The sequence below is a fragment of the Micromonospora sp. NBC_01392 genome, assembly GCF_045040125.1.
In the GTDB taxonomy this organism is placed as follows: domain Bacteria; phylum Actinomycetota; class Actinomycetes; order Mycobacteriales; family Micromonosporaceae; genus Micromonospora.
Genome location: NZ_CP109549.1, coordinates 1,235,420 through 1,253,005, shown reverse-complemented (window position 1 = coordinate 1,253,005; position 17,586 = coordinate 1,235,420). Strand labels below are relative to the sequence as shown.

Genomic DNA, 17,586 nt, shown 5'->3' with positions numbered 1-17,586 from the left:
CCCTCAGGACCGCTTCGCCGTCGGGTTGCCGAACCCGTCGTACGGGGTGCCGAGGAACGGGAAGTCACCGAGGAACGGCGCGGTCACGTCCGTCGCGTCCAGACCCGGCGTGACGGCCGCCGCCGCGGCGTCCGGCTTGAACGTCTTGTCGACCAGCGGGACGGTCAACCCGGCGATCGCGCGCAGCGCGATGGTCACCACGTCGTCGGTGACCCGCCGGCCGTTGGGGAAGCCGGCCAGGTCGCCGCCGAGCACCCCGAACCGGTCCGGCCGGGCACTGGGCCGGATCGCCGTGTTCAGCCGCAGCATGTCGGCCTGGGTGTCGCCGGTGGTGTTCGCGAAGCCGTCCACCAGCCCGGCCGGTACGCCGGTGAGCAGCAGCGCCACCAGGTCGGCGCGCGGCTTCTTCGCCTTGTTCAACGCGTCCAGGTTGGGAAAGACACCCGGATAGAGCACCGGCAGCAGCGCGGCCAGCTCGGGCCGCTCGACGAACCCGGCGAACCGCTTGTCCTCCGACGGCGGCAGCGTGTTCCACAGGTCCTTCTTCGACATCGGCACGATCACCTCGTTGAACAACGGGTTGCCGAGTCGAGACACCTGAACGAAGGGGCCGGTGGCGGTGTCCGCGGACACCCGGTCGCCGAGCACCCGCACCTGCTGCCGGGACGCGGTGGTCCAGACGCCGATCGTCGACGCGCGGTCGGCGTAGCCGTACCGGGCGGCCTTCCGGCGCACCTTGCCCAACGGCACCTGGAGGGCGATGCTGTGCACGTTCAGCCGGTCCAACGCGTTGACCGGCTCGCCCTCGGTCTTGAACAGCTTCTTGCCGGCCACGTGGAGCTGCTGGAACGGCCGCAGCGTACCCAGGTCGAACACCGCGCCCAGGTCGACGAAGAACCCGTCGGCGCGCTGGCCGGCGAACACCTTCTCGCCGGTGGACAGCTTGAACGTCGCCTGCTTCACCAGGTTCTGGTAGTTCGGCGTGGACAGCGGGCCGACGTTGCACGGCGGGCAGGGCAGCTTGTTCGCCAGCACGTGCTCCCGGCCGTCCGCGATCCGGGTCAGCTTGTAGAACTGCCGCCGGTTCCAGTTCTTGCTGTCCAGCGACTCGATCGGCCCGGTGTTGTAGAGAAAACTGTTCTGATTCGTGATCTCGGTGGTGAATTCGAAACGATAGGTGACATCCGGGTAACCGTCGCCGTCGTTGTCGACGTGGATCTCGTACCGGACGTCGTCACCGAACTCGAAGAAGTTGGGGCCGCCGGAGGGGAGCTGCACCGGCACGTAGTTGGCGATCAACGTGACCGTGTCCGGCCGGGTCGGGCTGACGAACGCGTACAGGTCGGAACTGTCGGCGACCGGATCCTTGGCGATCTCCGGGGCCTCGCGGTGAGAGGACATGGCGGACCACACCTTCGTCGGGGAAACGTCTGTCGGACCGGCGCCGGAAGCCCGCGCCGGGAGGAGCGGGGTCAGCGGCGGGCGGCGCGCACCAGACGGTCGGCCAGCCCACGGTCGCGCACCTGGACCCGGGTCGTGCCGACGAAGACGTCCATCGTGCCGGTGGCGGCGTCGCGCAGGTGGACCACGATCGGCTCGTCGCGCCGGCCCGCGGTGGGGGCGTTCTGCGCGGCGGACAGGCCCGGCACGGTGAGCGCCGCCGCGCCCAACGTGGCGCTCGCGGCGGCGGTCAGCGTCTGCCGGCGGGTCAGCCGCGGCCAGGGCCGCCGCTTCGGCGCGTCGGTGGTCTCGTCAGTGCTCATCGGCAACCTTTCCGCAACCGGCGCCGCAGCGCCGCGGGGGCCGGGCACCCGGACGCCGCCGGGTCCCCGGGCTGGGGGTCACCGGCGGCGGTCCTCGCCGCAACCGCCGCCGGCACCCACAGGTACGGCGCGGCGCGGCGAAAGGTTCGACGTCAGGCGCGGGCGTGACCGTACGCGGTCGTCCGCTTGCGGAACGGCCGCCCGGCCGCCGTGGCGATCGACCGCAACTGCTCCTCGGTGCGGGCCGAACCGTTGCCCGAGCCGGCCATCCGGGAGATGGTCTCCTCCATCAGCGTGCCGCCGAGGTCGTTGCAGCCGCCGCGCAGCATCTCCACCGTGCCGGCGTCGCCGAGCTTCACCCAGGAGCACTGGATGTTGTCGATCCGGCCGTGCAGCAACAGCCGGGCCATCGCGTGCACCACCCGGTTCTCCCGCCAGGTCGGCCCCGGCCGGGCGATGCCGGCCAGGTAGATCGGCGCGTTGGTGTGCACGAACGGCAGCGCCACGAACTCGGTGAACCCGCCGGTACGGTCCTGCACGCCGGCCAGCACCCGCAGATGGGCCAGCCACTGGCCGGGGTGGTCGACGTGCCCGTACATCATCGTGGAGCTGGACCGGATGCCCAGCTCGTGGGCCGTGCTGACCACCTCGACCCAGGCGGCGGCCGGCAGTTTGCCCTTGGTGAGCACCCAGCGCACGTCGTCGTCGAGGATCTCGGCGGCGGTGCCCGGGATGGTGTCCAGCCCGGCCTCGCGCAGCCGGCCCAGCCACTCCCGCACCGGCACGCCGGCCTTCGCGGCGGCGGTGACGATCTCCATCGGGGAGAACGCGTGCACGTGCATCCCGGGCACCCGCGCCTTGATCGCGCGGACGATGTCGGCGTAGCCGGTGACCGGCATCTTCGGGTCGATGCCACCCTGGAGGCAGACCTCGGTGGCGCCGGCCGTCCACGCCTCCTCGGCCCGGTCGGCCACCTGGTCGAGGGAGAGCCGGAACGCGTCCGCGTCGCTCTCCCGCTGCGCAAACGCGCAGAACCGGCAACCCACGTAGCAGACGTTCGTGAAGTTGATGTTCCGGTTGACCACGTAGGTCACGTCGTCGCCGACCGCGTCCCGGCGCACGTCGTCGGCGATCCGGCACAGCTCGTCCAGCGCCGGGCCGTCCGCGCCGAACAACGCCAGCGCCGCCGCCTCGTGCGCCGGCGTCAGCAGCGCGGCCGGGTCGTCCGCCGCCAGCCGCAGGCCGGCGCGCAACTCGGCGTCCCCGCCGCCGGTCCCGGGCACCGGGCGGGTGACCTTGTTCGCCACCTCGGACCAGTCGCCGTAGACGCTGTCGAAGTCGCCGCGCCGGTCCTCCGTCCGGCCGGTCACGTCGATGGTGACGTGCAGGTCGGTCCGGCCGCCGAAGACCTCCTCCGGCTCCTGCCAGGGCCGCCCCACCGGGCGGGCCGCCTCGACCGCCAGCCCGGTCGCCGGGTCGGCGAGCGCGGTGACGTGCGGCAGCAGGCGCGGGTCCAGCCACGGCCCGCCGGTCCGCACGTACTCCGGGTAGACGGTCAACCGCTCGCGCAGCGTGAACCCGGCGGCCGCGGTCCGCGCGGCCAGCTCGTCGAGCTGCGGCCAGGGCCGCTCCGGGTTGACGTGGTCCGGCGTCACCGGGGAGACGCCGCCCCAGTCGTCGATGCCGGCGCGCAGCAGCAGGTCGTACTCGCCGGCGATCAGGTTCGGCGGGGCCTGGATGCGCGCCTTCGGGCCGAGCAGCACCCGGGCCACCGCCACGGTCGCGGCCAGGTCGTGCAGCTCCGCGTCCGGCATGCCGCGCATCGCGGTGTCCGGCTTGGCGCGGAAGTTCTGCACGATCACCTCCTGGAGGTGGCCGTACTCCCGCATCGCGCGACGGATCGCGAACAACGCGTCGACCCGCTCGGCCCGGTGCTCACCGATGCCGATCAGGATGCCGGTGGTGAACGGCACGCCGACCCGGCCGGCGTCGTCGAGCACCCGCAGCCGCACCGCGGGTTCCTTGTCCGGCGAGCCGAAGTGCGGGCCGCCCGGCTCCGACCAGAGCCGGGTGGCGGTGGTCTCCAGCATCATGCCCATGCTCGGCGCGACCGGCTTGAGCCGCTGCAACTCCGACCAGGACAGCACGCCCGGGTTCAGGTGCGGCAGCAGGCCGGTCTCCTCCAGCACCGCCACCGCACAGGCGCGCAGGTAGTCGAGCGTGGAGTCGTAGCCCCGCTCGTCCAACCACTCGCGGGCCGCCGGCCAGCGCTCCTCCGGCCGGTCACCGAGCGTGAACAGCGCCTCCTTGCAGCCCTGCGCCGCGCCCTCCCGGGCGATCGCGAGGACCTCGTCGCGCTCCAGGTAGGCGGCGGGCAGCCGGTGCGGCACGGTGGCGAACGTGCAGTAGTGGCAGCGGTCCCGGCAGAGCCGGGTCAGCGGGATGAAGACCTTCTTGGAGTACGTGACCACGCCCGGCCGGCCGGCCTCACGCAGCCCGGCGTCGCGGATCTCCCCGGCGACGCGGAACAGCTCGTCGAGCGCCGCGCCGCGCGCGGTGAGCAGGGCCGCCGCCTCGTCCGCGTCCAACGCCCGACCGGTGGCGGCGCGGCCCAGCGCCCGCCGAACGCTCGCCTCGGTCGGGACGGTCTTGCTGCGCTCACCCATCGCCCCAGTGTAAGGAGGGGCCCCCGCTTAACGCTTCCGGTAGAGGCGGGCGCCCCGCTTGACACCTGCTGCCAGGCGGAGCGCCGGCGCGGGCGGCGGAGGTGTCTCCGCCGCCCGCCACCGGATTCACCGGGGCTGGTTCGGGTCCTCGCGGTCGAAGCGCTGGGTGCGCTCGTCGTCGGCCGGGGACGCCGGCTGGCCCGGCTCGGCGCTCTGACGCGGGATCGCCTGGGTCGGGTCGGCCGACGGCGGCTGGCCGAACGGCGGCGCCGACGGCGGCTGGCCGAACTGCGGGGCGCCGGCCTGCGGGCCGCCGAACTGCGGACCCCCCGCCTGCGGGCCGGCCTGCGGGGCACCGAACTGCGGGCCCGGCTGCTGGCCGGCGAACGGCGGGGCCGACTGCGGGGCGTGCGGCGGGGCGGTGTTGAACGGCGGCGCCGACTGCGGCTGGCCGTACGGACCGGCCTGCGGCCAACCGGGCTGCGGGGGCGCGCCCGCCGACGGGTAGCCCGCCGGGGCCTGGCCCGGCTGCGGCGGCACCCCGGCCGGCGGGTAACCGCCCTGGGCGGGGTAGCCGCCGGGCTGACCGGGCTGCTGCGGCCAGCCCGGCTGGGCCTGACCGTAGACGCCGGGCTGCGGCTTGGGCTTCGGCACGTAGTAGAGCGTGCGCCAGATCTTGAACACCACGAACCCGGCGATCGCGAAGACGGCCAGCCAGGCCACCCGGGTGAGCAGCCCGAGGAACGCATCAAGCACCTCGCCGTCGGCGAGCCGGTTCACCAGCCAGATCAGGAACGTCAGCGCACCGAAGACGGCGGAGACGGCGAACTCGATCAACGCCACCTGGGTGATCAGTTTCGCCTTCGGCAGCACCGGACGGATGTGCGAGGCGAGCAGCACGGCCAGCAGCGGCAGGACCGTCGACTCCAGCCCGACGAAGGTGAAGTAGGTGCTGCCGGCCCGACCGCCGAACGTGCTGTAGTCGTCGACCGGCACCAGCAGGCGCAGCAGGCCGACGAAGAGCAGCACGGCGTTCGCGCCGAGCAGGACGAGCGCGGCCAGTTCGCGCAGCGGCTTGGTCAGTTGGCTGGCCTGCGCGGCGTCACCGGACGCGGGCTCGGTGGGGCTGGTCACGGACTCCCCCAGGGGACGAAAGCGGACAGTTGGCGACGTGAGCCTAGTCTCTCCGGCCACCGGGCGATCCACGGCGGCACGTGCGGAAGGATGGACGGCATGCGCATCGTGGTACTGACCGGCGGCATCGGGGGCGCCCGGTTCCTGCTCGGCGTCCGGGCGTACGCCCGGGAGACCGGCGCCGACGTGACCGCCGTGGTCAACGTCGGTGACGACCTGCTGCTGCACGGGCTGAAGGTCTGCCCCGACCTGGACAGCGTGCTCTACACGCTGGGCGGCGGCGCCGACCCGGAGCGTGGCTGGGGGCGGGTCGGTGAGACCTGGACGGTGAAGACCGAGCTGGCCGCGTACGGGGCGGAGCCGAGCTGGTTCGGCCTCGGCGACAAGGACCTCGCCACCCACCTGGTACGCACCTCCATGCTCAACGCCGGCTACCCGCTGTCCCAGGTCACCGAGGCGCTGGCCACCCGCTGGCAGCCCGGCGTACGCCTGCTGCCGGCCACCGACGAGCGGCTGGAGACGCACGCGGTCATCTCCGACGAGCAGGGGCGACGGGCGGTCCACTTCCAGGAGTGGTGGGTGCGGTACCGGGCCGAGGTGCCGACCGAGCAGTTCGTCTTCGTCGGCGCGGAGGCGGCGAAGCCCGCGCCCGGCGTGGTCGAGGCGATCGCCGCCGCGGACGTGGTGCTGATCGCGCCGAGCAACCCGGTGGTCAGCGTCGCCCCGGTGCTTGCCGTGCCCGGCCTGCGCGACGCGGTGGTCGGCGGTCCGGCCCCGGTGATCGGGGTGTCGCCGATCATCGGCGGCGCGCCGGTACGCGGCATGGCCGACCGCTGCCTGGCCGTGCTCGGCGTGGAGTGCAGCGCGGCCGGGGTGGGTGCCCTCTACGGCAGCCGGTCCGGCGGCGGGCTGCTCGACGGCTGGCTGGTCGCCCCGGAGGACGAGGACGCCGTGGTGCCGGGCGTGACCGTCCGCGCGGCGCCGCTGCGGATGACCGACGAGGCGGCGACCGCCGCGATGGTGCGCGCCGCGTTGGAGTTGATGTGAGGCTGGAGATCCTGCCGGTGCCGGGCATCGGCCACGTGACCGAGGGCGACGACCTGGCGGCGCTGATCGCCGGCGCGGCGCCCTGGCTGCGCGACGGCGACGTGCTGGTGGTCACCAGCAAGATCGTGTCGAAGGCGGAGGGCCGGCTGGTCGACGTGCCCGCCGACGGTCCGGAGCGCCTCGCCGCGCGGGACCGGGTGCTGGCCGCCGAGACCGCCCGGGTGGTCGCCACCCGGGGCGCGACCCGGATCGTGCAGACCCACCACGGCTTCGTGATGGCCTCCGCCGGCATCGACGCGTCCAACGTGGACAAGACCCGCCTGGTGCTGCTGCCGGTGGACCCGGACGCGTCCGCCCGGGCGTTGCGGGCCGCGCTGCGCGAGCGGCACGGTCTGGACGTCGCGGTCGTCGTCAGCGACACCATGGGCCGCCCGTGGCGCAACGGCCTGACCGATGTGGCGCTCGGCGTGGCCGGCATGCCGGCGATCCGCGACCACCGGGGCGAGGTCGACCCGTACGGCAACGAACTCCAGCTCACCCAGATGGCGGTGGTCGACGAACTGGCCGCCGCCGGTGAGCTGATCAAGGGCAAGTGCGACCAGGTGCCCGTCGCCGTGGTCCGCGGTTACCTCGGCGCGACCCGGGACGACGACGAGGGCGCCCGCGCGCTGGTGCGGGACGCCTCGCTGGACCTCTTCTCGCTGGGCACCGCCGAGGCGCACGCCGCCGGCCTCCGGGCGGCGGCCACGCTCCCCGACGGGACCGGCCCGACGCCCCCCGACCCGGCCGCGGTGGACCGGGCGATCGCCGCGGTCACCGACCTGGTGGCCCCGGGCACCGTGTTCACCCACGTCACCGATGACGAGGTACGCGCCGGGTTCGCCGCCACGGTGCCCGACTGGCCGGCCACCGCCACCGGTCTGCTGCTCGGCGCGGCGCCGACGCCTGTCGACCGGCCGGACCTGGTCCGGTTCGGCGCGGACCTGCAACGCCTGCGCACCGCGCTGGCCGCCGAGGGCATCGGGTCGGTGCTGCTGCCACCACCGGCCGGCAGCACCGCCAGCGCCACGCTGGCACTCTGACCGCCCCGGCGCGGTCCGGCCCGGCCCGGCCCGGCGTGGCCCGGCCCAGCCCGGTGCGGCCCGGCCCAGCCCGGTGCGGCCCGGCCCAGCCCGGTGCGGCCCGGCCCCGAGGACGGCGCGGCCCGGCCCCGAGGACGGCGCGCTCAGGTAGCGAAGACGGCGCGCTCAGGTAGCGAGGACGGCGCGCTCAGGCACAGTGGACGGCACGCTTGAGCCACCGTGGACGGCGCGCGGTCAGGCGTCGAGGACGGCACGGCCCAGCGGGGTCAGCGTGTGCAGCACGGTGTTGCGGTCCCGGTGGCTGACCAGCAACCCGGCGTTGCGCAGCACGGTGGTGTGCTGACTGGCCGCGGCGGCGGAGATGCGCAGCCGCCGGGCCATCTCGCCGGTGGTGCAGCCCTCGTCGGCGACCTGGAGCACCGCCGCGCGGGTGCGGCCGAGCAGCGCGGCGAGCGCCTCGCTCTGCCCGGCGCCGAGGCCGGGCGTGAGGCCGCCGAGCCGGTCGACCGGGTAGACCAGCACCGGGGGCAACGTCGGATCGACAAGCGTCACCGGGGTGCGGGAACAGAAGAACGACGGGACGAGCAGCAGCCCTCGGCCGTCCAGGTGCAGCTCCCGGCTGTCCGGGTAGTCGAGCACCTCGAGCACCCCGCCGCCCCACCGCATGGCGGGTCGCAGGCTGGCGAGCAACCCCTCGGCGCCACCGTCGAGCATGGCTCGGGCACGGCGGGCCCGGTCCGCCTCGACGGCGGCCTGGACCCGGGCCCAGTAGGGCGTGACGGCCAGGGACTGGTAGCGCGCCATGGTGTCGGTGAGGTTCTGCAACACCTCGGGTTCGCCCCGGACGAGCGCGGTCGCCGAGGACGGCAGCGGGGTTTCCGCGGCGAGCACGGTCAGGTCGCGGCGCAGCATGCCGCGCGGGGTGCCGCGGACCGCCTCCAACCCCGCCTCGATGCCGTCCTTGCTGGCGGACGGCGTGAGGAAGTCGGGGAAGTAGCCACGCGGTGGGTTGAGCGCGAGGAGCAACCGGTAACGCTCGGCGCTGTTGTCGCCCCGCAGCCCCTGCGCGACGGCGCGCCGCCAGGTGGTCATCATGGGGTCACGGCCGCGCCCCTGGAGCAGGTGCAGGCTGAGGACCAACTCCCAGAGCGGGTCCGCGGCCGGGGCGACCCGGGTCCGCAAGATGTCCTCACTCGAGAAAATAATCTTCAGCATGGAGAGCGCTCCCGGGTGGACGGCGGAGGTGCCCGCCACCCCTGGCACTTTACCCGCCGGCAGTAATCTCCATCTTTAAGCGTGACGTGAAAGACCTCGACGGTAGGGCGGCCGGTTCGGCAGACTCTTCCTTGCCCGCCGACGCCGGGGCGCACTGTCGACCCGGGCGCCGGCTGAGGGGCGTGGCCGGACGGCACCACGAGGGTCTGCGGATTCGTTCCGCAGGGGTGCCGTCCGGCCCTCGCTCATCCGATCCAGAGCGCCACCCGGTGGTCCTCATCGGTCACGTAATAGCAGCGCCCCGCCTCCTCCGCCAGCCCTTCCACGTGATGGAACGGGGCCAGCTCCGCCACCAGCTCCGCGCCCACCCGGGCGTCGTCCGCGGCGGCGTGGCGGAACCGCACGTGGCGGGACGTCACCTTCCCGCCGTGCGGGTGGTCGTCGAGCAGCACCGAACCCTTGCCCAGCGCGTCGATCGACCCGATCACCGCCGCGTAGCCGCCGTCGTCGGTCGGCGTGATCGCGCGGAAGCCGGCCAGCGCGCCGGCCGGCGTCACCCCGGTCAGCGCGTACGCCCCGAGCGCCCGGGGCCAGCTCGGCGCGGCCCGGTCGAACATCCCCGCCACCCCGGCCAGCTCCACGTAGATCGGCTCACCGGCGGCGGTCACCGGGAAACGCAGCCCGAGCAGCGCCGTCCCGGCCGGCGTGAACGCCGCCGCCTCCACGTTCAGCGGCAGGTCGTCCTCGGCCAGCCGGCTCACCCAGCCCTTGGCCCGGGCGGTGCCGCGCGCGACGGTCTCCGTCACGAACCGCTGCCGGACCCGCTCGCCCGGCGGCAGCGTGGCCAGCGGCGCGGCGACGAGCGCGTCGTTGATCGCCCGGTGCAGCCGGAACCGGTTGCGCACCACGTGCACGGCGAGCGGACCGGGCACCGCGTCGTCCTCCCGGAACCGGGCCACGAACGCGCGCCGGGGCCGCAACGGCCCGGCCTTCGACCCGAAGTGCGAGCCGAAGACGTAGACCCAGCCGTCGTGGTGGGCGAGCGCTTCGCCGTCCTCGGTGCGACCGTTCTCCGGGCCCGCGTCGGCGGGCACGTGGTGCGCCACCCACTCACCGTCGTCGCGTTCCAGCAGCAACGCCAGGCACTGCTCGACCGGCCCCTCGTCCAGCACGGTCCAGAAGCCGCGCCGCGCGCCGTACGCCCGCAGCAGCGTCGGCGAACGGACCGGCAGCAGGTCGCTGGCCTCGTTGCCGGCCACCAGGAACTCGACGAGTCGAAGGGTCACCGGGTCAGGGTACGGAGGCCGCGCTCGTACAGTGTCCGGGTGCCCGACACCGATCACACCGCGTACGCCGATCTGCACGCCGACGCCACGACGACGCTGAGCCGCTGGACGGCGACCAGCCCGGCCGCCGCCGCCAACCGGGACCGGACGCTGGCGCTGCTGGCCGCCGGGCCGGTGGCGATGAGCCGCGCGCACCGGCCCGGGCACGTCACCGCCAGCGCGTTGGTCCTCGACCCGACCGGCGGTCGGGTGCTGCTCTGCCTGCACGGCAGGTTCCGCAAGTGGGTGCAGCTCGGCGGGCACTGCGAGCCCGGCGACCGGACGCTGGCGGCGGCGGCGCTGCGCGAGGCGACCGAGGAGTCCGGGATCGCCGGCCTGACCCTGGCCCCGGAACCGATCGACGTGGACGTCCACCAGGTCGCCTGCCAGGGCGGCTCCCTGCACTACGACGTCCGGTACGCGGTGTTCGCCCCGGCCGGCGCGGTCGAACGGGTCAGCGACGAGTCCGAGGCGTTGGGCTGGTTCCCGCCGGACCGGCTGCCGGAACCGCTGGCCGGCGGGACCGCCCAACTGGTGGCGCCGGCGCTCGCGGCGCTGGCCCGTCGCGCCACCGGGTGACGGGACGGGCCGGCGGCGCGGCGGCTCAGACCAGGCCCTCCTCGCCGCGCTCCTTGAGCTGGTCGACGATCTTCTTCACGTCCTGTGCCCGGTCCCGGGGGCAGACCAGCAGCGCGTCCGGGGTGTCCACCACGATCAGGTCACGCACGCCGACGGTGGCGACCAGGCGGCCGGAGTGCGGCACCACCACGGTGCCGGTGGTGTCGTGCAGCAGCACCCCCGGCTTCGCGTCGCCGCCGAGCACCACGTTGCCGGCGGCGTCGGTCGGCAGCACCTCGCTGAGCGTGTGGAAGTCGCCGACGTCGTTCCAGCCGAAGTCGCCGGGCACGGTCGCCACCCGGCCGGCGGTCGCCGCGCCCTCCATCACCGCGTAGTCGACCGAGATCTTCGGCAGCGTCGGCCAGACCGTGCCGAGCACGTCGTCCTGCTCGGGGCTGCCCCAGGCCGCCGCGATCGCGGTGATCCCGGCGTGCAGCGCCGGCTGCTGGCGGGCCAGCTCGGCCAGGAAGACGTCCACCCGCCAGACGAACATGCCGGCGTTCCAGAGGTGCCGGCCGGAACGGAGGTAGCCCTCAGCCACCTCGGCCGCAGGCTTCTCCTTGAACTCGTGCACCGGCCGCAGCGGCCCGGCGCCGACCGGATCACCGGTCTCCAGATAGCCGTAGCCGGTCTCCGGGCGGGTCGGGGTGATGCCCACCGTCATCAGCAGCCCCTGCTCGGCCCCGCGGATCGCCTGTCGCACCACCTCGGCCCAGCCGGCCGGGTCGGCGATCAGGTGGTCGGCGGCGAACGCGCCCATCACCGCGTCCGGGGCGCGGTCGGCGATCACCGCGGCGGCCAGCGCGATGGCCGCGCAGGAGTCCCGTGGCGACGGCTCGACCAGGATGTTCTCCTCCGGCAGGCCAGCCAGTTGCCGGGCCACCGCCGCGGCGTGCGCGGCCCCGGTGACCACCAGTGTGCGTTCCGGTGTGGTCAGCGGCCCCAACCGGTTCACCGTGGCCTGCAACAGCGAGGCGGAGGTGCCGGTCAGCGGGTGGAGGAACTTGGGATGGCCGGCGCGGGACAGCGGCCACAACCTTGTGCCGCTGCCGCCCGCCGGGATGACGGCGTAGAACATCAGCACATCATGCCCGAAGCGGGCGAGCCGCCACGGCGGATGAGGCGGCGCGCCGCCCGCCGGTCAGGAGCGGGCCCGACGCCAGGCGGCGATGTGCACCTCGGCGCTGGACTCCCAGGTGAACTCCTTGGCCCGGTCGAAGCCGGCCTTGGCCAGCGACAGCCGCCGCTGCTCGTCGTCAAGCAGGGCGCCCAGGTCGGCGGCGATCTGATCCGGGTCCTCGCTGGTGTAGGCCACCGCGTCGCCGCCCACCTCGGGCAGGGAGAGCCGCGGCGTGGTGAGCACCGGCGCGGCGCACGCCATCGCCTCCAGGATCGGCAGCCCGAAGCCCTCGCCGTAGGACGGGTAGGCGGCGACCAGCGCGCCGCCGAGGAAGCCCGGCAGGTCGGCGTAGCGCAGGTAGCCGGGGCGCAGCAGTCGCAGGTGCGACGGGACCTCGGCGACCGCGCGGTCGATGTCGTCGTCGTGCCCCTGGCCGCCGGCCACCACCAGCACCGGCGGGTTCGGCCGGTCGGCCACCGCCCGGGCCCAACCGCGGATCAGGTTGGGCACGTTCTTGCGCGGCTCCTTGGCGCCGAGGAACGCGATGTAGCTGTTGTCCCCCAGCCCCAGCCGGGCCCGGACCCGGGCCTTCTCCTCGTCGCCCGGCGCGTGGAAGGCGGCCTGGTCGACACCGTGGTAGGCGACGTCGATGCGGGTCGGGTCGGCGTCCAGCAGCCGGATCAGCTCGTCCCGGGTGGCCTTGCTCGGCACGATCACCCGGGCGGCGCGACGCAGCGAGGTCTTGATCGCGCTGCGGAAGAACGTCCGGCGCGACTTGTCGTAGTGCTCCGGCTCGGTGAAGAACGTCGCGTCGTGCACGGTGACCGTCACCGGACACCCGGCCCGAAGCGGACAGGTGTAGAACGGCGAGTGCAGCACCTCCGCGCCGACCTGCTGGGCCAGCAGCGGCAGGCCGGTCTGCTCCCAGGCGAGCCGCGCCGGCCGGTGCGCCACCGCCGCCGGCGCCGGGACGATCTCGGCCCCGGGCAGCATCCGGGTGTAGCGCTCCAGGTCGGTGCGGAGACTCACCACCGCCAGGTCGACGCCGTCGCCGCAGACCCGGCCGAGCGCGCCGAGCAGGCCGTCGACGTATCGACCGACGCCGCCGCGATCGGCGGGGACACTCGTGGCGTCGATGAGAACGCGGGGCGGGCGACCGGCGGTCACGGGGCGACTCCTCAGATGGCGCGGTTGTGGGGAAGAACACTGTCGGCAAGCCTACGCCGCGCGGGCCGTCCGACGCTGACTGCGACCCGACGGTACGCCGACTTGTCGTCGTCATCGAGTACGCGGTCCGGGCGCGTATCGTTCGCTCCGATGGCCGACAACATTGCCCGGGTCTTCGCCGACGCGATCGCATCCGACCCCACCCGACCGCTGCTGACCTGGTACGACGATGCCACCGGCGAGCGCACCGAGCTTTCCGGCGCGACGCTGGCGAACTGGGTGGCCAAGACCGCCAACCTGCTCGTGGACGAGGTCGGCACCGCACCGGACGAGATGGCCGGCGTGTTGCTGCCGCCGCACTGGCAGACCGCCGCGGTGCTGCTCGGCTGCTGGTCGGCGGCGTTGACCGTGGTCGACGCGCCGGGCCCGGTGGAGGTGCTGTTCACCGCCGTCGACCGGGTCGACGAGGCGGCCCGCTGGTCGGCCGGCGAGCGTTACGCGCTGGCGCTGGACCCGTTCGCGCTGCCGATGCGGCAGGTGCCGGCCGGCTGCACCGACTTCGTGTCGGCGGTACGCGGGCACGGCGACCACTTCACCGCGTACCCCTCGGGTGGGGCGGGGGACGCGGCGTTGCTGGCCCGCGCGGAGGCCCGCGCCACGGAGCTGGGCCTCGCCCCCGGCGACCGCCTGCTGGTCGACGTGACCCGGCATCCCGACCCGGTCGACTGGCTGCTGGCCCCGCTGACCGCCCGCGCCACGGTGGTCGCCTGCGCCCACCCCACCCCGACCCACCTGCCCGCCCGCGCCGAGACGGAACGAACCACCCACACCCTCACCTGACCCCACCCGCCTCCCCGCGATCTTGCAGTTGCGGCCCCTTTTCCGGGCGATCCACCCCTTTTACCGGGGCAGCAAGTGCAAGATCGCCGGGTTGGGGGTCAGGCGGGGGTGGCGCGGCGTTGGGCCAGGGCGGCGAACGCGTTGAGGGACTCGGGGTTGACCAGGGCGCCCTTGGCCGCCGCCGCGTCGACCGGGGTGCCGGTGAGGATCTTCTTGACCGGGACCTCCAGCTTCTTCGCGCTCAACGTGCGCGGGACGGCCTTGACCTGGTGGATCTCGTCCGGCACGTGCCGGGGCGACAGCGCGGTCCGCAGCTCACGGCAGATCTTCTTCCGCATCGCGTCGTCCAGCTCCAGGCCGTCCGCGAGCACCACGAACAGCAGCAGCTCCCCCGCGCCGCCCTCGTCGTCCTCCAGGTGCACCACCACCGAGTCGACCACCTCGTCGAGCCCCTCCACCACGGAGTAGAACTCGGCCGTGCCCAGGCGCACGCCGCCCCGGTTCAGCGTGGCGTCCGAGCGGCCGGTGATGACGCAGCCGCCGCGCTCGTTCACCGTGATCCAGTCGCCGTGCCGCCACACCCCCGGATAGACCTCGAAGTACGCCTCCCGGTAGCGGGCGCCGTCCGGGTCGTTCCAGAACCCGACCGGCATGCTCGGCATCGGCTCGGTGATCACCAGCTCGCCGAGCTGGCCGACCACCGCCGACCCGTCGGCGGAGCGGGCCTCCACCTTCGCGCCGAGCGCCCGGCAGGCGATCTCACCGGCGTGCACCGGCAGCAGCGGCACGCCGCCGACGAACCCGGTGCAGACGTCCGTGCCGCCGGAGAGCGACTGGAGCTGGAGGCGGTCGCTGACGTTCTCGTACACCCAGGTGAAGCCCTCGGCGGGCAGCGGCGCGCCGGTCGAGCCGAGGCCGCGCAGCGCGGACAGGTCGGCGATCTCCCGCGGCACCAGCCCGGCCTTGCGGGAGGCCAGCAGGAACGGGGCCGAGGTGCCGAAGTAGGTGGTGCCGGTCTCCGCCGCCAGCCGCCACAGCGCGCCCAGGTCCGGATGGCCCGGATTGCCGTCGAACAACACGATCGCCGCGCCCACCGCCGGCCCAGAGACCAGGAAGTTCCACATCATCCAGCCGGTGGTGGTGAACCAGAAGAACCGGTCGGCCGGGCCCAGGTCGTGGTGCAGCGCCAGCATCTTCAGGTGTTCCAGCAGGATGCCGCCGTGGCCGTGCACGATCGGCTTCGGCAGGCCGGTGGTGCCGGAGGAGTACAGCACGTACAGCGGGTGGTCGAAGGCGACCGGGGTGAAGGACAGCGGCTCGTCGGTCTCCGCCGCCAGCTCCGCCCAGGTGACCGCGCCGTCCGGGGCCGGGCCGGCCGGATCGAGGTACCCGATGGCGACGGTGTGCCGCAACGACGGCAGCGCGGCCCGGATCGCGGCCACCTCGGCACGCCTGTCGATCGGCTTGTCGCCGTACCGGTAGCCGTCCACCGCGACCAGCACCGTGGGCTCGATCTGCTGCCAGCGGTCGGTGACGCTGCGGGTGCCGAACTCCGGCGCGCAGGAGGAGAAGATCGCGCCCAGGCTGGCCGTGGCGAGCAGCAGGACGTACGTCTCCGGGATGTTCGGCGCGTACGCGGCCACCCGGTCGCCGGGGCCGACGCCGAGCCGGCGCAGGCCGGCGGCCACCCGGCGGACCCGCTCGCGCAACTGCGCCGCGGTGAGCGTCTCCGGGGCGCGGGTCTGCCCGTGCGCGATGACCGCCGGGTCGTCGTCGCCGAGCCCCGGCATGCGCAGCACGTTCTCCGCGTAGTTGAGCGTCGCGCCGGGGAACCAACGGGCGCCGGGCATGGCCCGCTCGGCGAGCGTGGCGGTCGGCGGGGTGTGCGCGACGACGCCGAAGTAGTCCCAGATCGAGGACCAGAACCCGGTCAGCTCGGTCACCGACCACTGCCACAGCGCGTCGTAGTCGGCGAACTCCAGCCCGCGGTGCTCGGCCAGCCAGCGCAGGTAGTCACCGATCCGGGACCGCTCGCGCACGTCGGCCGGGGGCGTCCACAGCACGTCAGACACGTTCCACCCTCCCCTGGGGCCCGGCACGACACTGTGCATGGGCCGTGGCGCCATCTTGCCCTACCTCGTACCGCCATTCTCCGCACCCGGTGCCGGCTACGGGGCGTGCCCACCCCACACCCCCCGTCCCCCTCCCATGTGGGCCCCGCGCAAGGAGGGGCCCCTTGTTAACGGATTCTGCATAGGAAGGGCCCCCTCTTAACACCTTTCCTCGGCGCGGCGACGTCAGCGCGAGCCCGGCTGTCAAGCGGGGCGCGTATCTCTACCGGAAGCGTTAAGAGGGGGCCCCTCCTTTCACCGCGCGGTGGGCTTGGATGGCGCGACGGCGGGCCAGGCGGTGGGCGCGCCGGATCTCCGCCTCCCGGAAGCGGCGTTCGTCCTCCGGCGTCTCGGGCAGCACGGGACGGACCGGGCGGGGCGCGCCGCCGACGTCCACACCCACGAAGACCAGGTACGCGGTGGCGACCCGGACCGGCTCGTCCTCGGCCGAGTCCCAGCGCTCGGCGACCACCCGCACCCCCACCTCCATCGAGGTGCTGCCGGTCCAGTTGACCTGGGCGTGGGCGTGCACGAGGTCACCCACCCGGACCGGCTCGGAGAAGACGATCTCGTCGATGGAGGCGGTGACCGCGGTGCCGCCGCTGTGCCGGGCCGCCGCCGCGCCGGCCACGTCGTCGACGAACTTCATCAGTACCCCACCGTGCACGGTCCCGTACAGATTGACATCGACGGCGGTCATGATGCGACTCAGCGTGACGCGGGAGTACGAGGTCGGCTTACCCGACGGGACCGCAGGATGATCTGTCATGCCGAAAACGGTACGGTGCGCGGATGCGACATCTCTGGAGCTTCCTCGCCGGGTTGGTGGTGGCACCCGTCACCTGGGTGCTCGTCACCCTCGGTCAGGACGGATCTGGGCGGACCGTCAACCGCTGGGTGGAGATCGGTACGTACAGCACCCCCAACCTGATCGAACCGGCCGTCTACCTGGGCGTCGCCGGCATCCTGCTCGGCCTGCTCGGCACGCTGCGTTTCTCGCCGCTCGGCCCGCTGGTGGCGGGGCTGCTGCTCGCGGCCCCGTACGTGGGGCTGTTCGTCGCGCCCTTCACCGTGCGGGACCGGATCCCCGGCGACCTGAAGCTGCTCGGCGACCCGCTGCCGCTGCGCCAGCCGCTGGACAACGGCACGCTGTTCCTCATCGGCCTGCTGCTGCTGATGGCCGTGTTCAGCGGTGGACGCTGGCGTCGCCGGCCCGCGCCGGAGGGAGCCGGGGCGGAGCTGACCCCGGCCGGCGCTCCGGCCGAGCCCGAGCCCGCGCTCACCGGCTGGTCCACGCCGGGCCCGGCGAAGGACCCGGACACCGCCCCGCTCACCCTGGCCTATCCCGAATCCCCCACCGAACCCCTGCCCCGCCGCACCGGCGGCGAGTCGCCCTGGTCGGCGCCGCCGCGCGCCGGCACCCGCCCGGACAGCCCCGACGACCTCCGCTGACCACCCCGGGTGGGCCGCCGGTCCCCGGTCGGCCCACCCCCTCCGG

15 protein-coding genes are annotated in these 17,586 nt (G+C 74.0%); 5 read left to right on the top strand and 10 right to left on the bottom strand.

Features of this window, described 5'->3' with window-relative positions:
* Positions 1-3 precede the first annotated feature (3 nt).
* The 4 genes from OG767_RS05950 to OG767_RS05935 all read right to left on the bottom strand — a co-directional run bounded on the left by OG767_RS05950 (position 4) and on the right by OG767_RS05935 (position 5,563).
* Complete coding sequence (locus tag OG767_RS05950; RefSeq protein WP_405092506.1) at positions 4-1,401, bottom strand: DUF4331 domain-containing protein; 1,398 nt, start codon at positions 1,399-1,401, stop codon at positions 4-6.
* Positions 1,402-1,472: 71 nt separating this feature from the next.
* The gene (locus OG767_RS05945) at positions 1,473-1,763 is read right to left on the bottom strand and encodes a hypothetical protein (RefSeq protein WP_107157760.1); all 291 of its coding nucleotides are present in this window, start codon (positions 1,761-1,763) and stop codon (positions 1,473-1,475) included.
* 152 nt (positions 1,764-1,915) lie between these two features.
* On the bottom strand, positions 1,916-4,429 hold the full coding sequence (locus OG767_RS05940; protein ID WP_405092505.1) for a bifunctional FO biosynthesis protein CofGH: 2,514 nt from the start codon (positions 4,427-4,429) through the stop codon (positions 1,916-1,918).
* A 126-nt stretch (positions 4,430-4,555) separates the two neighbouring features.
* Positions 4,556-5,563 (bottom strand): hypothetical protein, encoded by a 1,008-nt coding sequence (locus tag OG767_RS05935; RefSeq protein ID WP_405092504.1) that lies wholly within the window; start codon positions 5,561-5,563, stop codon positions 4,556-4,558.
* A 99-nt stretch (positions 5,564-5,662) separates the two neighbouring features.
* On the opposite strand from OG767_RS05935, the gene cofD reads away from it, so the two are divergent.
* Positions 5,663-6,610, top strand: a complete 948-nt coding sequence (gene cofD / locus OG767_RS05930) for a 2-phospho-L-lactate transferase (RefSeq protein WP_405092503.1) — start codon at positions 5,663-5,665, stop codon at positions 6,608-6,610.
* Positions 6,607-7,692 carry a coenzyme F420-0:L-glutamate ligase gene (locus OG767_RS05925; RefSeq protein ID WP_405092502.1) on the top strand — a complete coding sequence of 362 codons (1,086 nt, stop codon included), beginning with the start codon at positions 6,607-6,609 and terminating at the stop codon, positions 7,690-7,692. The genes cofD and OG767_RS05925 overlap by 4 nt, the downstream gene beginning before the upstream one ends.
* A 234-nt stretch (positions 7,693-7,926) precedes the next feature.
* On the opposite strand, the gene OG767_RS05920 is transcribed toward OG767_RS05925, so the two are convergent.
* Both OG767_RS05920 and OG767_RS05915 read right to left on the bottom strand, forming a co-directional pair.
* Positions 7,927-8,874 carry an ArsR/SmtB family transcription factor gene (locus OG767_RS05920; protein ID WP_405092501.1) on the bottom strand — a complete coding sequence of 316 codons (948 nt, stop codon included), beginning with the start codon at positions 8,872-8,874 and terminating at the stop codon, positions 7,927-7,929.
* A 278-nt stretch (positions 8,875-9,152) separates the two neighbouring features.
* Positions 9,153-10,193 (bottom strand): hypothetical protein, encoded by a 1,041-nt coding sequence (locus OG767_RS05915; RefSeq protein ID WP_405092500.1) that lies wholly within the window; start codon positions 10,191-10,193, stop codon positions 9,153-9,155.
* Between the two features lie 39 nt (positions 10,194-10,232).
* Between OG767_RS05915 and OG767_RS05910 the strand changes: the two genes are divergently transcribed.
* Positions 10,233-10,811 carry an NUDIX hydrolase gene (locus OG767_RS05910; protein WP_405092499.1) on the top strand — a complete coding sequence of 193 codons (579 nt, stop codon included), beginning with the start codon at positions 10,233-10,235 and terminating at the stop codon, positions 10,809-10,811.
* 25 nt (positions 10,812-10,836) lie between these two features.
* Here the strand turns inward: OG767_RS05910 and OG767_RS05905 are convergent, their stop codons facing one another.
* The gene (locus tag OG767_RS05905) at positions 10,837-11,928 is read right to left on the bottom strand and encodes a mannose-1-phosphate guanylyltransferase (RefSeq protein WP_405092498.1); all 1,092 of its coding nucleotides are present in this window, start codon (positions 11,926-11,928) and stop codon (positions 10,837-10,839) included.
* 63 nt (positions 11,929-11,991) lie between these two features.
* Positions 11,992-13,137 carry a glycosyltransferase family 1 protein gene (locus tag OG767_RS05900; protein WP_343443399.1) on the bottom strand — a complete coding sequence of 382 codons (1,146 nt, stop codon included), beginning with the start codon at positions 13,135-13,137 and terminating at the stop codon, positions 11,992-11,994.
* Between the two features lie 150 nt (positions 13,138-13,287).
* Here OG767_RS05900 and OG767_RS05895 point away from each other — a divergent pair, with 150 nt between their 5' ends.
* Positions 13,288-13,977 (top strand): TIGR03089 family protein, encoded by a 690-nt coding sequence (locus OG767_RS05895; protein ID WP_405092497.1) that lies wholly within the window; start codon positions 13,288-13,290, stop codon positions 13,975-13,977.
* A gap of 98 nt (positions 13,978-14,075) precedes the next feature.
* Here OG767_RS05895 and OG767_RS05890 read toward each other — a convergent pair whose 3' ends face one another.
* Both OG767_RS05890 and OG767_RS05885 read right to left on the bottom strand, forming a co-directional pair.
* A complete protein-coding gene (locus OG767_RS05890; protein ID WP_405092496.1) occupies positions 14,076-16,049 on the bottom strand; it encodes an acetoacetate--CoA ligase in 1,974 nt (657 codons plus the stop codon).
* A 274-nt stretch (positions 16,050-16,323) separates the two neighbouring features.
* Complete coding sequence (locus OG767_RS05885; RefSeq protein ID WP_405092495.1) at positions 16,324-16,857, bottom strand: acyl-CoA thioesterase; 534 nt, start codon at positions 16,855-16,857, stop codon at positions 16,324-16,326.
* Between the two features lie 23 nt (positions 16,858-16,880).
* On the opposite strand from OG767_RS05885, the gene OG767_RS05880 reads away from it, so the two are divergent.
* Positions 16,881-17,540, top strand: a complete 660-nt coding sequence (locus OG767_RS05880; RefSeq protein ID WP_405092494.1) for a hypothetical protein — start codon at positions 16,881-16,883, stop codon at positions 17,538-17,540.
* Positions 17,541-17,586: the final 46 nt, after the last annotated feature.